Here is a 14,626-nt window from a genome sequence, read left to right as displayed (position 1 = left end):
AAAAATACAGTCAAATCAAGCGTTACACTTGGACCGAAAGTCGAAGCAATGGAAGCGTGCTTAACATAAGTACCACGCACCGATGCTGGACGAGCCTTAACAACAGTATCTTGAATTGTCTTTAAGTTTTCAGCTAACTTGTCAGTATCAAAAGATACTTTACCGAATGGCACTGCTACGTTTCCGTCCCGGTCAGTCCGGTAAGTAACCTTACCAGCCTTAGATTCAGAAACGGCCTTAGCAACATCCATCGTAACCGTCCCAGTCTTAGGGTTTGGCATTAAGCCTTTAGGACCAAGAACCCGACCTAAAGCCCCAACTTGTGGCATCATGTCTGGAGTTGCGATTGCAACATCAAAGTCTAACCAACCATCTTTGATTTGGTCAACTAAATCTTGGTCACCCACGACATCTGCGCCGGCTTCCTTAGCTGCTTCAGCGTTAGCGCCTTTAGCAAACACGATTACCTTTTGGTCCTTACCAGTACCGTTTGGTAATACCACTGCCCCCCGTAATTGTTGGTCAGCTTGCTTCGTGTCCACGTTTAAATTAAATGCAACTTCAACAGTCGCGTCGAAGTTAGCAAAGTCCATGTCTTTAACTAGGTTAATTGCATCGGTAACAGTGTATTCTTTCTTACTGTCAACCTTCTTTAAAGCTTCTTGGTATTTCTTACCGCGAGTTTTAGCCATCTGTGTTTTCCTCCTTGCAAATGTGGTCAAACGGGATTATTCCTCCCACTGGAAAGCTTGCTTTCACAAAACCTTCCGGACTGCCGTTAATTAGTCTTCGACAACGAAGCCCATGCTACGTGCAGTACCTTCGATCATGCGCATTGCTGCTTCTACATCAGCGGCGTTTAGATCTTGCATCTTAGTTTCGGCGATTTCCTTAACTTGATCCTTGGTTACAGTTGCAACCTTGTTCGTGTTAGGTTCACCTGAACCATGTTCAACACCAGCGGCTTTCTTAAGTAAAACAGCGGCAGGAGGGGTCTTTGTAATGAAATCGAATGAACGATCTTCATAGACAGTGATCACAACTGGGATCAGCATACCCTTTTGGTCTGCTGTCCGAGCGTTAAAGTCCTTAGTGAACCCCATGATGTTAATCCCTGCTTGCCCAAGAGCTGGACCTACTGGCGGAGCTGGTGAAGCTGCACCGGCAGGAATTTGCAATTTAACAATATTTGCTACTTTCTTTGCCACGAGACAAAACCTCCTTAGTCCGTGTTGTGGTAATGATGAGATATTGAGATTTACCTCTCCCACAGTATGTTAATAGCATACCGTAATAAACTACCACAAATTAGTGTTGCATGCAACCTATTTCATGGTATCTACTTGATTGAAGCCCAGATCTGCCGTCGTTTCCCGACCAAACATTTCAATGGCCACCTTGAGTTTCATTTTATCATGATCAACTTCAGTAACAGTTCCAACAAGATCGGCGAAAGCACCAGCGATAATCTTAACTTGGTCCCCAACTTCAACGTCAATATCATTTCGGGCCACTTCAACGCCCATCCGTTTCATAATACGGTCAACTTCTTCTGGCAACATTGGGGTAGGCTTCGATCCACCACCATGTGAGCCAAGAAAACCAGTTACCCCGGGAGTGTTCCGAGCGATATACCAAGCTTGATCGGTCATCACCATTTGTACAAGCACATAGCCGGGGAACGTCTTTTCTTCAACTTCCTTCGCTTGTCCATCCTTAACCTGACGTACCGTTTCTTCTGGCACAACCACTTGGAAGATATAATCTTCCATATTCATTGATTGAACCCGTGATTCCAAATTACTCTTAACTCGATTTTCGTAACCAGAATAGGTATGCAAGACATACCATTGCTTTTCACTCGTTTCCACGTTTCGACTCCTTTAATTCAGATAGCAAAATAAAAAAACCTCGCCTAACACGAAGTTCTCAACACCAGTAGTATACCAAAAAAACTTAAATTTGACTACTTAGAAAACCAAACCATGAATTGCTGGATTAACCAATCAAATAAAGCAAAATAAAGCACAAAGAAAATCGTAATTGAAAGCACAATCCCCGTGTCACGACGATTTTCTTTAAAGGTTGGCCATACTACCAAGTGCATTTCTTTAACCACACTTTTAATAAAGCGAAATGGATGCATATTGATCCCCTTTCAACTAGCGACTCTGCCGATGGAGCGTCACTTTTCCACATTGTTTACAAAACTTTTTTAGCTCAAGGCGTTGTGCTTGGTGATTACTAACGGACACATTATAATTACGACGACCACATTCACTACATTCTAGCGGAACTTTTTTTGCTGCCATCATCTTCACCTCGATCATAATCTATTTTAGATTACACGTCTTGCTTCAAAAAATCAACTTTTCCCTACTCAAAACAACGTTTAACTTTCTTTTTCGCCCGTCGCAAGACGCGCCGCACATCTTGATAGGTTAAGCCATACATTTGGGCAATTTCTTGACAGGTAAAACCCGCCCAAGTCAGCTTACAATAAGCACTTTCTTCAACCGAGGCAATTGCATCAAAGGCCGCTAAAGATTCGTGAAAATTAATCAACTCATCCGATTGGAGCGAACCGACAATTGGCATCGTCAAAAAGTCTTCTTGTTCTTTCGTCATTTCAACTTCTAACTCTACTGGAATGCGGCGACCAGCTTGTAAACGCCGTAATAGATCAAACATCCGATTGGTTAATAATCGTTTATAATACCAGCTAAAATGAACCTGACGCTGATAATCAAAAGTATTGACCGCATGATGTAAAACAATCATCGCCTCTTGTTCCCAATCCTGGCGTTCCATGTGCGCTGGATGATATTCGATCCATAAACGGCGGATTAACGGTAAGTATCGATCGTGTAATTCTTGTAAATGTTCAGTTTGATCTTGTTGTACCAAATCGATCAAAGCCTGTTCGCGGTCAAATGCGTACCATTCTTTTTCCATAAACTACTCTCCCAATAAACATAAGTGTGCAACCGCTATCTTCCCCCATTTAATAGCGACAGCAACCATTAATATATCAAACCCCTCAGTCTAAAACAATAGTTTAATCTCACTCGAACACTTGTTTGTGTACGATTAACTTCATATAATAAACACAATCAATTTTTTGGAGGTTTTCATCGTGTCCGAACAGACATTTTTAGCCATTGATTTGAAATCCTTTTATGCCTCGGCCGAATGTGCTGCTTTAGGACTGGATCCCTTAAACGCTAATCTAGTGGTTGCCGATGAATCCCGGACTGAAAAAACCATTTGTCTGGCGGTGTCGCCGGCCTTAAAAGCCTTTGGAGTTCCTGGCCGTCCTCGCTTATTTGAAGTTAACCAAGCTGTCCGCAAACTTAACCAGCAACGCACTCAAGCCCTTGGTCATTCCTTAGCTAAACAGAAATCAATCTACCGCGAGCAATTATTGGCTCACCCCAGTTTACGCTTAAGCTTTCAAATTGTTCCGCCGCGAATGCAATATTATTTGAACCTTAGTGCTGAAATTTACGAAATTTACCTACGTTATCTTGAGCCAAAGCATATCCACGTCTATTCCATTGATGAAGTTTTTATCGATATTACTGACTACCTTCATCATCATGACACCTCCGCTGCGGAATTGGCCAAAGAAATCATCCTGACTATTCAAGCCGAAACCTCCATTACCGCAACGGCTGGCATTGGAACAAATATGTATCTCGCTAAAGTAGCTCTAGATATTATGGCTAAAAAAATCCCTACCGATGCAGACGGGGTACGTATTGCCCATTTAGATGAACTTTCATATCGACAACTTCTTTGGGCACATCAACCCCTAACTGATTTTTGGCGCGTAGGTCGTGGTTATGCGCGTCGGCTCAAAAAATTGGGCTTGAATACGATGGGAGATATCGCCCGTGCCTCCATCGGAACCTTATCCGACCCTTTGAATGCTGAAGTCTTATATCACGAATTCGGTAAAAACGCCGAACTGTTAATTGATCATGCCTGGGGGTTTGAATCAGCTACCATCAGAGATATTAAACAATACCGAGCGAGTGATCATGGGATTTATTCGGGTCAAGTCTTACCTAAACCCTACCCAATTCCGGCTGCCCGCTTGGTCGTTTCAGAAATGGCCGATGATTTAGCTTTACAATTGATCAAACAACAATCATTGACTGATCAAATCACTTTGCATCTCAGCTATGACGCTCAAAGTCTCAATCAACCCTTTTTCGACTATAACGGGCCCCTCAGTCAAGATTTCTATGGACGTCAGGTCCCTAAATCAGCTCATGGCAGTCGGAAACTTAGTGATCTCACTACTTCCAGTCGAGAATTAAAAGTCGCTTTTGATGAGCTGTTTGATGAGATCGCGAACCCCAAACTCTTAATCCGCAAAATCACGGTCATCGCTAATCATCTGGTTACAGAAACGGAATTAGCAAAGATTCAGCGGACTCAGCAACTTGACTTGTTTAGCGATCCTGATCAAGTCGCCCACCAGGCTCGACAAGAGCAAAGTCATCGCGATCAAGACAAGAACGTTCAAGAAACTATTTTGAAAATCCAAAATGAATTTGGCAAAAACGCTCTGATTAAGGCGGGAGACCTTCTCGAAGACGCCACCGCGCGGAAACGTCATAATGAGATTGGAGGACATCAAGCATGACTAAACCACACCAATACGCCGATTTATTTTCTGATACCAGCAAATATCAAGATTTGATGATGTTACCACATCCCAAAGCCCCAGGTCACTACCCAATGGACCAACACGACCGCGCTATGCAGTTCGCTCCCTTTGCGGCTTTGACCGGCTATCATAAATTAATCGCTGATATTAATGAACGTTACAAGCGTAAGGAGTACCAAACGAATAGACAGATTCGGCGAATTCGAGCCCAATTGACCTTATTGAAGCCACATCTACCACAAACTATCAAATTAGAATATTTCAATCAGACGGTCGGCTTTTATGAAGTTTTTCAAGGAGAACTGGTTAAAATAGACGAAGATAAACATCGATTGATTTCCGCTGATAAAACTAGTTTGATTATTCCAAATTTACGAAAAATTATCCTGGAAAACTGAAAAACAATTTGTTTAGGAATACTCTCTAAAATAGCTATTATCAAAGATTCAAAAGAATGAGGGTGGGAAGAATTGCCATTTCTTCCCATCCTCATTCCTTTTTCATTATTTATCTTCCCCTTTTTTTAAATGAATGTGGTTGCAAGAGCCAATCCACTAATTTAGTTAGATATCGTAAGACGGTATTCGCCGAAAGCAATAGGACGATCGCAAAACTAATCGCCACCCCATCAATTACTTTGATTCCAAAGAAAGTCTTAAAGAAAGTCAGTCCAATAACCGCTCCCAAGAGACAGCCAACAAAGATGGCTAAGCGAAAACCATTTAATGGACGACTCATGTAATACAGCACCATAAAACCTACTCCCGCTAAAATTAAAGTTGAAGCGGTTTGGATTTCATTATTGGTTAAAGCAAACAGACTCCCACATACCACAATAATCGCCACAATCGCCGCATCGGTCACCCCACCAGGGAGCGCCCGAGTGAAAATATTAGTCATAAAGCGACCACTAATTCGCTCATGATTGGCCTCTAATGCCAGCAGGAATGATGGCACCCCAATCGTAAAGAGACTAATAAGCGTAATTTGTGATGGTTGTAGTGGATAATTAAAAGCAAAGATGAGCGTAAATAAGGCTAACAAAAACGAAAAAATATTCTTAACTAAGAATAAACTGGCTGACCGTTCAATATTATTAACCACCCGACGACCTTCATTTACAATCGCCGGCATTTTAGCAAAATCAGAATCCAATAACACCATTTGGGCCGCTTGCATCGTCGCATCACTCCCCGTTGCCATGGCAATACTGGTATCAGCCTGCTTCATCGCCAGAATATCATTCACCCCATCGCCAGTCATAGCAACCACTTCTCCTTGCGCTTGCAATTCTTCAACAAATTGTTGCTTTTGTTCGGGAGTTACCCGACCAAAAACCGTCTTGGTCTGTAGTGCTGAAGTTAAATTATCTGACGTTAATTGACTAGCATTCACCCATTGATCCGCATTTTCGATGCGAGCCCGCTGAGCGACCGCCGAAACCGTTTCTGGATTATCACCCGAAATAACCTTAATCTTAACGCCTTGGCGGGCGAAGAAGGCAAAAGTATCAGGCGCCGAGGCCCGGACAGGATTAACCAACCGGACATAGGCCAATGGGGTTACCGGTGCTGATAGTACATGATCATTTAAGGCCGGCCCTTCATATTTACCAAACACCAGAATACGAACTCCCTGTTGGGTATCAGCTGCAAAATCGGCATGATAGCGGTCAAAATCATCCCGTAAGACCATTTCCGGTGCCCCTAGGACATAAGACCTTTGATCGAAGGCAACGGAAGAAAACTTCCAGGCCGAACCGAAGGGAATCAAATTGGTCGCCTGCTTTTGACTCGGTGAAGTGAAATATTGGTGCAGGGCTTGCATAGTCGAATTATCATTTGGCATGGCTTGGACGAAATCGTTTAAAACTCCTTGAATGGAACTCCGCGTGGCATTCACCGTGGGGGTAACGCCATCAACCACCATTTCGTTTTCAGTGATAGTTCCCGTCTTATCAACACAGATTACGGTAACCCGCGCCAGGGTTTCGATACTCTTCATACTATGCAAAAGAACTTGCTGACGACTTAACCGCACAGCACTAATGGCCAAGGCCACTGTCGCCAATAAGAACAATCCTTCTGGAATCATCCCGATTAAAGCCGCCTCCATGGCCACAATACTCCGTTGAAAGGATAAGCCATTCGTCACAAAGGAGCGATAAAACAAGGCAAGACCCAACGGAATTAAAGTAATCCCAACCGCTTTAATTAAGCGATTTAAGGATTTAATCATGACTGATTCTTCATCCATTTGGACCTGCTTCGCAGAAGTCGTTAGCTGATTGACGTAGGCTTGTTCACCAACCGCCGTGGCCTTTACATAAGCCTGACCGGCGACCACAAAACTGCCTGACATCACTTGATCATCAATGTTCTTAGGGATTTCATCAGCTTCCCCAGTTAAGAGAGCCTCATTAACCTGCAGAGCGCCAGCTAGTAATACCCCGTCGACTGGAATCTGCATACCCGTTTTTAAAATAAACACATCGTCCAAGACCAGTTGATCCGTCGCAATTTCATTTATTTGACTATTCCGGACCACTTGCACCTTGGAGGCATGTAAGACGGTTAATTTTTCCAAAGCTCGTTTGGAGCGAATTTCCTGAATGATCCCAATAATCGTATTGGCGATAATCACCGGCAAAAAAGTCAAATTAACATATGAACCCACGATTACCAATAAAATCGCTAAAATCAAAAAGATTAAATTAAAGTAGGTTAAGGTATTATCTTTAATAATTTGTCGATCAGACTTAAATTGCGGTTCCGGAGGCTGATTGGTTAACCCCTGACGTTGCCGTTGGGCAACTTCAGCTTGGGTTAAGCCAGGGTATTTAATTTCTTCACTCATAATTAGCCTCCTAAAGTTATTAGCCTTAATTCTACCGTATTATGTCAACCTAGTACATTGATATAGCTATACAAAAAGGTCGTTGGATAACTTATGATCCAACGACCTTAATTAGCTAATGCTTGTTTCGATGAATTAATGCTTTAAGGCCTCGCCAAATTCCTTGAAAAAAGGATAATGACCGTACCATATGCTCAGGTTCAACATACTTTCGAATCGCTCGTAAAACCACTTTTGGTTGTTTGCTAGCGAAAGTATAGGTCCCATTTCGCTTGGTCCGCAGTGCATATCTTGGGATCCAGTGACCACCAAATAATACTTCTGCGATCACATAATCGACTTCATCCCACGGAATTTGAATGTAATTATTGACGTTTCTATCATCAAAAAATTCAAATCCGCGGTCGCCAATCATAATTTGACCATAACTTCCCAGGCCCAACATAGATGACCCTTTAATCACCAAATCCACCTTGGTATTGATAGATTCAACCATTTTTTATCCTAACAAACCAATAACATGAAGGACAATACCGGCAACGAAAATACCAATGATAATCCAAATTGGGGAAACCTTCTTCTTCAATAACCACATACATAGGAAGGTTAACAGAAGCGCTGCCAAACCTGGAATCAGTGAATCAAGGTTATCTTGTAAGGTGGTAACCTTAGTGCTGGAAAGAGCTAACCCATTTCCCATGTCCCATTGTTGCAATGCTTGTTGGATGGCATGCGCATTATGAGGAAGCTTATCCCATTCGATGTAACCACCTTTAGAAACCGGCGTTCTAGAAACCACTGGGGTAAAGGTAATCGTAACCCAACGTTCAATCAAAGTCCCCAGGATAAACATCCCCAGCATAGAAGCTCCCCGAGATACCGTTTGAAGGGATAAACCATTCGTATCATCGGTAATTTGGGTTCCGGCACGGTAACCGAATTCTTGGGTATACCACATAAAGGCAATCCGCATGATGTTCCAAACCACAAAGAAGATAATTGGTCCTAAAATATTACCAGCAATAGCTAACGAAGCCCCTAAACCAGCAATAATTGGCCGAGCAGTGTACCAGAAAACTGGGTCACCAACCCCAGCTAAAGGTCCCATCATACCAACTTTAACCCCGGACATGGTCGTATCGTCAACATCAACGCCATTAGCCTTATCTTCTTCCAAGGCTAAAGTAACCCCGATGATTGGGGAAGCCACATATGGGTGGGTGTTAAAGAATTCAAGGTGTCGCTTAGCAGCAGCAGCCCGATCTTCTTTGGTTTTGTATAACTTCTTCAACGCTGGTGACATGGCGTACATGTAACCACCGTTTTGCATCCGTTCATAGTTCCATGAACCTTGCAGGAAGGTTGAACGCCAACATACGTCCCAACGGTCCCGCTTAGTTAATTTAATTTTATTATCAGCCATTATTCTAAGCCTCCTTAATTCTAATAGTCATCAAGGATGTCGCCAAGGGGATCACCTGTCCCACTAGCGCCATTCGAGCCGTTACTGGAACCACCCTTACCTTCAAGTTGAAGGTAAAGCAGCATCAAAGCAACCCCTAATGCACCAATAGCAATCAAGGTAAGTTGAGTAATAGCGGCAATCACGAAACCAATGATAAAGAATGGCCAAACTTCACGAGTGGCAATCATGTTAATAACCATTGCATAACCAACAGCCACAACCATTCCACCACCGATGGTCATCCCATCAGTTAACCATGATGGCATAGAAGCAAGGAATGATTTAACGGTACTTGCCGGAATAAAGGCCAAGGCAATTGCCGGAAGCATGATCCGTAAACCTTGCAGACACACAGCAATAATTTGCCACATATCTACCCGACCAAGGTTACCCTTAGCCCCTTCAGCATCCATTACGTGAACAATGGCAACAGAGATAGTCCGAACAATCATTGTTAAGAACAGACCAGCAACTGCCAACGGAACCGCTAACCCAATCGCTGTCCCAATGTCACTAGTGTTGGCCCCACCTTCAACAAAGATAATAGCTGAAGCAATTGAGGCTAAAGCAGCATCTGGTGCAACGGCAGCTCCGATGTTCGCCCAACCCAAGGCGATCATTTGTAGCGAACCACCTAACATAACACAGGGGATCAAATGCCCTGTTACCAATCCGATTAGCGTACAAGCAACCAATGGTTGGTGGAATTGAAATTCATCTAAAATCCCTTCAACCCCGGCTAAGAACGCTACAATCGCAACTAAAACTATTGAAATCGCAGACATAGTTTCTTCTCCTTAAATTTACTTTTTCTCTTCATTAATCAGCTCTTGGGCATGCTTTAATAAACTATCGATGCTTTCTGGTGAGTCTGATGGAACCTTACGAACATCAAGTTTAATTCCCATTTCTTGGAGTTCCTTTAAGGTATCAACGTCTTTTTGATCCATTGCTAGAACCTTATTTACGTTAACTTTACCTTCAGTGTACGCCATTGAACCAATATTTAATTCTTTTAGTTCAACCCCACCTTTAATGGCTTCTAAGGCATCTTCAGGGGTTTCGAACAATAGCATGGCTTTAGTAGCACCAAACCGTGGGTCTTGAGCCACTTCTTCCATCTTCTTAATTGGCACAGTGTTAGCATGCACCCCAGCAGGAGCCGCTTGTTGAATCATGCTCTTGCGCAACTTATCCTTGGCCACATTATCAGAAACTACGATAATCCGATCCGGATTCATTGCCTTAGTCCAACCAGTGGCAACCTGACCGTGCAAGAGTCGAGTATCAACCCGTGCAAAGACATATTTGATATGACCATCACCAAGCACCGTTCCTTCAGGAATAGCACCGGTTGGTTGGTTATCAGCTGGCGCTGCTTCGGTTGATGTTTCTTCAGCTGGCATCAAGTCTTCCGGCTTCGTCTTGATCCCGTCTCTTGCAACATCGACAAGGTGCGTAGCGATTTCTCGAGCCGTATTCATCGAGAAACGTGATGCATAAGCTTCGATTACCATTGGTAAATTCATTCCGCTGACAACCGCCCAGGTATCCTTATGCTCATCAAACAAGTTGCTTACCTGATTAAATGGTGTACCACCCCACAAATCAACTAAGAATAATACTTGTTCTTGATCGTCAAACGTAGCAACCGCATCCGACAACTTTTGTCGAATGTCATCCGGTCCTTCGTCTGGCTTTAAAATGACGTGAGCCACGTTTTCTTGTTGACCAAAGATCATTTCACCAGATTGAAAGATCCCGTCAGCAAAGCCACCGTGACTTGCCAGGACAATTCCTACCATAATATCCTCCTTGTTTTTCACACAACTTACATATCAATTACTGTGTAACTAATAGTCTATGAAAACGAATACATTATACAGTCTTTTCATGTAACATTTCAATCTTTTACGTGAATTTGCTAAATTTTTCTAAAATTTTATCTGCGAAAGCCCTAGCATTCCTGGATTTTCGCCAACAATATTTTCAGATAGCGCTTTCATAACTTTCGACAGTAGTCTATACTGAAAGCGAATTATTCTTATCAGGTAGGTATATACGCAATGAATGATGTCTTATTTTTAAAACCCGCTTTTCAAACCAAGATGTGGGGCGGTCAAAAGTTACGGACCGACTTCCACTATGATATTCCTAGTGATAATACCGGCGAATGCTGGGCCATTTCGGCTCATCCCCACGGACCCGCCACGATTGCGAATGGTGATTTTAGTGGCTTAACCTTAGCAGAATTATGGGATCAACACCCAGACTTCTTTGGTAATCCCTCGGGCCCGGTTTTCCCACTATTAACAAAAATTTTGGATGCCGCTAAAATTCTCTCTGTTCAAGTCCATCCCGATGATCAATATGCTCAAGAACATGAACACGAACTCGGCAAAACTGAATGTTGGTATGTCTTATCAGCAGAACCGGGTAGTTACTTAATTTATGGTCATAATGCCCGCGACAAAGATGAACTAAAGAATCTAGTTGATCAAGGTCAATGGGATCAATTATTGCGTAAAGTTTACGTTAAAACCGGGGACTTTTTCTTCGTCCCAAGCGGAACCTTACATGCGATTGGTCCGGGAGTCGTCGTCTTAGAAACCCAACAAAGTAGCGACACTACCTATCGTTTCTATGATTTTGATCGGGTTGATCCTGCTACTGGCAAAACCCGTGAACTACATTTACAACAATCCATTGATTGTACGGAAACGCCATTTGTTGATCAGAATCAAACACCAGTTACAACGAAATATGATCATGCTTCTATTACCCAACTCGTTGACTCAACCCACTTTATCGTCAACAAGTGGCAAACCAACTTTGGGCACCTTACTTTACATCACGAAGTGGCTCCATATACCTTAGCATCCGTGGTTGATGGTCAAGGCGAATTAAAGATCAATGATCAAGTATACCCAATTACCAAGGGAGACCATTTCATTATTCCAGCGACGACTGATAAATGGACACTTGATGGTAATATGACTGTGATTGCGTCAGAACCAAAATGATTGAAAAAATCGGCACAAAAATAACCGCCTTAGCTTGGTCTAGCTAGCGGTTATTTCATAAGGCAAAACTTTGTTACCGTCTTTAACGGTTCTATGGAAGTCCTGGTTTCTCAAGGCTTCTTTTTTTGTTTTTATTATGACATCTTTAATTAGTTTATGATTAATTTTTCCAATTAACCTGATCTTGTAAATCCCAAATATCAATTTCAGTCGCTTCGTCGTATTGACGGGTGATTGCGTGTTCCGTCGGTGTTAACACTAACTCGGCCGTATAGTTAACCACTGCCTTGCGAAGATCACCACCAACCACCTTCATCTCGCCATGATCAAGATAACCAAAAGCGGCGTGAGCATGGACAAACAAATCCCCATGATCAATTGAAACATTGCCCATCAAGGAAACCATTTCATACATTCCTTGACGAACGGGAGCATCGTAATCTTGGGTTTGCGGATTGTAAACTCCCACTTGAACCTCACCGAAACCACCGAGGCCATTGAAGGTTGCTCCAGCAATATTTTCGGTTTGACACACCTTCGTTACGACTTCTTTTAATTCTTCTCCTTGATCAACTCGCACCAATAATTGGTGATTACTCCATTGCGTCTTCATTATGACTCCTTTGCTATTGCTAACTTTATTTCCTGGATATCTTTTGGCATGGTGGTACAACAGCCACCAATAATACCAGCCCCAGCCTGCACCCAATCAACTGCCGCTTGTGCAAAACTAGTTTGTCCAGTAGTAGTCTGCCAAGTTTTAGTAATTGGATCATATTGGGCTCCTGAATTAGGATAAACGATTATGGGAACGCTTGCAACTTTTGCAATTGTTTCCACTGCCGGGGTTGCCATCGTTACTGGCATGCAATTAACGCCGACCGCTAGCACATTCAGATCATCCTGAATTGCTTCTACTGCCTGGGTCAAAGCAGTACCCTCACTAATAGTCTGTGGATCTTGCAACGAGAATGAGACCCATACAGGTACCGAAATCTGATGATCATGGAGCCAAGCCAGAATCGCAGTAACTTCAGCTAATTTAGGCTGAGTTTCAATCGCTAAACAATCAACTCCAGCTGCCAGTAACTCTTCCAAGCGTGGTGCATGGAAGTCCTGATAATCCGCTAATGATAACTCATAGTCACCACGATACTCACTTCCATCCGCTAAATAAGCGCCATAGGGGCCAATTGATCCCGCCACCAAATTATGTACACCAGTGGCCTTTTCATATTCATCGCGTGCTGTTTGTGCCAACTGTGCTGACAAACGAATCAAGCGTCGTGCTGCTTGTTCACCATAACCATGCTTCTCAAAAGCAGCTACGTTAGTTTGATAGGAGTCCGTAATTGTGATCCGCGCACCAGCTTCAAAGTAGGCTTGATGAACCCGTTTAACTAAGTCAGGGTGATTGATTAAAGCTGCCGCAGTCCATAAATCACTATCGGTCTGAGCTCCCCATATTTCCAAAGGAGTAGACATAGACCCATCGATAACGATCGGGGTCTCTTTTAATAATTCTGCTAATTCCATCTAGCTCTCCTCTTTTATTTCGTGATATGATGTTCACTATTAATTCTAATCAAATTGTAATTTTATTCTATCACGGAGTTAATTATGTCTGCTAACGAAAAAATCGAACATCTTGAACGTAAAATGGAAACCCGCCATATCCAAATGATCTCCCTAGGTGGGGTCATTGGAACCGGGCTCTTCTTAAGTTCCGGTTATACTATCCAACAAGCTGGCCCCATTGGGACGATCATCGCCTACTTACTGGGCGCTATCATCGTCTACGCTGTAATGCTTTGTTTAGGCGAATTATCTGTGGCCATGCCATATACCGGTTCTTTTCACGTTTACGCCAAGGACTTGATTAGTCCGGCTACGGGTTTTACCGTCGCAATTTTATATTGGTTGACGTGGACCATTGCCTTAGGATCGGAATTCACGGCTGCCGGAATTATTATGCGGCAGTGGTTCCCTCACGTCCCGGTGTGGATTTGGAGTTTACTCTTTATTATTTTGATCTTTTTATCCAATGTCTTTTCGGTTCGAATCTTTGCCGAAAGCGAATTCTGGTTTGCGGCCATTAAAGTTATTGCAATATTGGTGTTTATTGTCCTTGGCGCCCTCGCTATTGTCGGTATTATTCCCATGAAAGGATATCAACATGCCCCCCTTTTAACCAACCTAACGAAGGATGGTTGGTTCCCGACCGGTTTTGGCGGTGTCTTTACTACCATGTTAACCGTTAATTTTGCTTTTTCGGGGACGGAACTTATCGGCATAACCGCCGGTGAGGCAAAAGATCCTGAAAAAACTTTACCCAAGGCAATTCACACCACCCTTTGGCGATTAATCATCTTCTTTATTGGTTCCATTACCGTGATGGCCTGCTTAATTCCATATCGTCAAGCGGGAGTATCAGAAAGTCCCTTTGTCCATGTCTTTAAACTAATGGGCATCCCCTATGCGGCTGATATTATGAATTTCGTAGTCTTAACCGCCATTATTTCCGCCGCGAATTCCGGTCTCTACGCCTCCACGCGAATGTTATGGTCATTAAGTAACGAAGGGACGATCCCCCGCCGCTTCGCC

Annotated in this window: 17 protein-coding genes; 4 read left to right on the top strand and 13 right to left on the bottom strand. The window is 43.1% G+C overall.

Annotated elements, in window-relative coordinates; translation table 11 throughout:
- The 6 genes from rplA to PS3_RS09715 form a co-directional block, all read right to left on the bottom strand.
- Positions 1-692 (bottom strand): 50S ribosomal protein L1 (gene rplA, locus PS3_RS00255; RefSeq protein ID WP_040467768.1); only part of this gene is annotated, 692 nt, incomplete at its 3' end.
- Between the two features lie 90 nt (positions 693-782).
- Positions 783-1,208, bottom strand: coding sequence for a 50S ribosomal protein L11 (rplK, locus tag PS3_RS00250; protein WP_007121605.1), 426 nt, complete (start codon positions 1,206-1,208; stop codon positions 783-785).
- Positions 1,209-1,325: 117 nt separating this feature from the next.
- Positions 1,326-1,871 carry a transcription termination/antitermination protein NusG gene (gene nusG, locus PS3_RS00245; RefSeq protein WP_007121604.1) on the bottom strand — a complete coding sequence of 182 codons (546 nt, stop codon included), beginning with the start codon at positions 1,869-1,871 and terminating at the stop codon, positions 1,326-1,328.
- Between the two features lie 95 nt (positions 1,872-1,966).
- Positions 1,967-2,146: a preprotein translocase subunit SecE gene (secE, locus tag PS3_RS00240; protein WP_040467766.1), complete on the bottom strand. Its 180-nt coding sequence runs from the start codon at positions 2,144-2,146 to the stop codon at positions 1,967-1,969.
- Positions 2,147-2,162: 16 nt separating this feature from the next.
- Complete coding sequence (gene rpmG / locus PS3_RS10020) at positions 2,163-2,312, bottom strand: 50S ribosomal protein L33 (protein ID WP_081478352.1); 150 nt, start codon at positions 2,310-2,312, stop codon at positions 2,163-2,165.
- 64 nt (positions 2,313-2,376) lie between these two features.
- Positions 2,377-2,955, bottom strand: coding sequence for a sigma-70 family RNA polymerase sigma factor (locus PS3_RS09715; protein WP_050950778.1), 579 nt, complete (start codon positions 2,953-2,955; stop codon positions 2,377-2,379).
- Positions 2,956-3,136: 181 nt separating this feature from the next.
- Here PS3_RS09715 and PS3_RS00230 point away from each other — a divergent pair, with 181 nt between their 5' ends.
- Together PS3_RS00230 and PS3_RS00225 are read left to right on the top strand one after the other, a co-directional pair.
- Positions 3,137-4,654, top strand: a complete 1,518-nt coding sequence (locus PS3_RS00230) for a Y-family DNA polymerase (RefSeq protein ID WP_040467764.1) — start codon at positions 3,137-3,139, stop codon at positions 4,652-4,654.
- Entirely contained in the window at positions 4,651-5,076 is a 426-nt protein-coding gene (locus PS3_RS00225; protein ID WP_040467762.1) for a hypothetical protein, read from the top strand. Before PS3_RS00230 ends, PS3_RS00225 begins: the two co-directional genes overlap by 4 nt.
- A 109-nt stretch (positions 5,077-5,185) precedes the next feature.
- Here PS3_RS00225 and PS3_RS00220 read toward each other — a convergent pair whose 3' ends face one another.
- The 5 genes from PS3_RS00220 to PS3_RS00200 form a co-directional block, all read right to left on the bottom strand.
- On the bottom strand, positions 5,186-7,534 hold the full coding sequence (locus tag PS3_RS00220; RefSeq protein WP_050950777.1) for an HAD-IC family P-type ATPase: 2,349 nt from the start codon (positions 7,532-7,534) through the stop codon (positions 5,186-5,188).
- Positions 7,535-7,649: 115 nt separating this feature from the next.
- The gene (locus PS3_RS00215) at positions 7,650-8,030 is read right to left on the bottom strand and encodes a DUF956 family protein (protein WP_040467761.1); all 381 of its coding nucleotides are present in this window, start codon (positions 8,028-8,030) and stop codon (positions 7,650-7,652) included.
- Between the two features lie 3 nt (positions 8,031-8,033).
- Positions 8,034-8,957, bottom strand: coding sequence for a PTS system mannose/fructose/sorbose family transporter subunit IID (locus PS3_RS00210; protein ID WP_007121602.1), 924 nt, complete (start codon positions 8,955-8,957; stop codon positions 8,034-8,036).
- A 20-nt stretch (positions 8,958-8,977) separates the two neighbouring features.
- A complete protein-coding gene (locus PS3_RS00205) occupies positions 8,978-9,784 on the bottom strand; it encodes a PTS mannose/fructose/sorbose transporter subunit IIC (protein WP_007121601.1) in 807 nt (268 codons plus the stop codon).
- A gap of 18 nt (positions 9,785-9,802) precedes the next feature.
- Positions 9,803-10,804, bottom strand: a complete 1,002-nt coding sequence (locus PS3_RS00200; RefSeq protein ID WP_007121600.1) for a PTS sugar transporter subunit IIB — start codon at positions 10,802-10,804, stop codon at positions 9,803-9,805.
- 261 nt (positions 10,805-11,065) lie between these two features.
- Here PS3_RS00200 and manA point away from each other — a divergent pair, with 261 nt between their 5' ends.
- Positions 11,066-12,022, top strand: coding sequence for a mannose-6-phosphate isomerase, class I (gene manA, locus PS3_RS00195; RefSeq protein WP_007121599.1), 957 nt, complete (start codon positions 11,066-11,068; stop codon positions 12,020-12,022).
- Positions 12,023-12,182: 160 nt separating this feature from the next.
- Here the strand turns inward: manA and PS3_RS00190 are convergent, their stop codons facing one another.
- Together PS3_RS00190 and mmuM are read right to left on the bottom strand one after the other, a co-directional pair.
- Positions 12,183-12,635, bottom strand: a complete 453-nt coding sequence (locus PS3_RS00190) for a PPC domain-containing DNA-binding protein (RefSeq protein ID WP_050950776.1) — start codon at positions 12,633-12,635, stop codon at positions 12,183-12,185.
- Entirely contained in the window at positions 12,635-13,558 is a 924-nt protein-coding gene (gene mmuM / locus PS3_RS00185) for a homocysteine S-methyltransferase (protein ID WP_007121598.1), read from the bottom strand. The genes PS3_RS00190 and mmuM overlap by 1 nt, the downstream gene beginning before the upstream one ends.
- Before the next feature lie 84 nt (positions 13,559-13,642).
- On the opposite strand from mmuM, the gene PS3_RS00180 reads away from it, so the two are divergent.
- Positions 13,643-14,626, top strand: a 984-nt coding sequence (locus PS3_RS00180; protein ID WP_007121597.1) for an amino acid permease, incomplete at its 3' end; no start/stop codon positions are given.

Source organism: Limosilactobacillus gastricus PS3, from assembly GCF_000247775.1.
GTDB lineage: Bacteria > Bacillota > Bacilli > Lactobacillales > Lactobacillaceae > Limosilactobacillus > Limosilactobacillus gastricus_A.
This window is presented reverse-complemented; position numbering and strand designations above follow the sequence as displayed.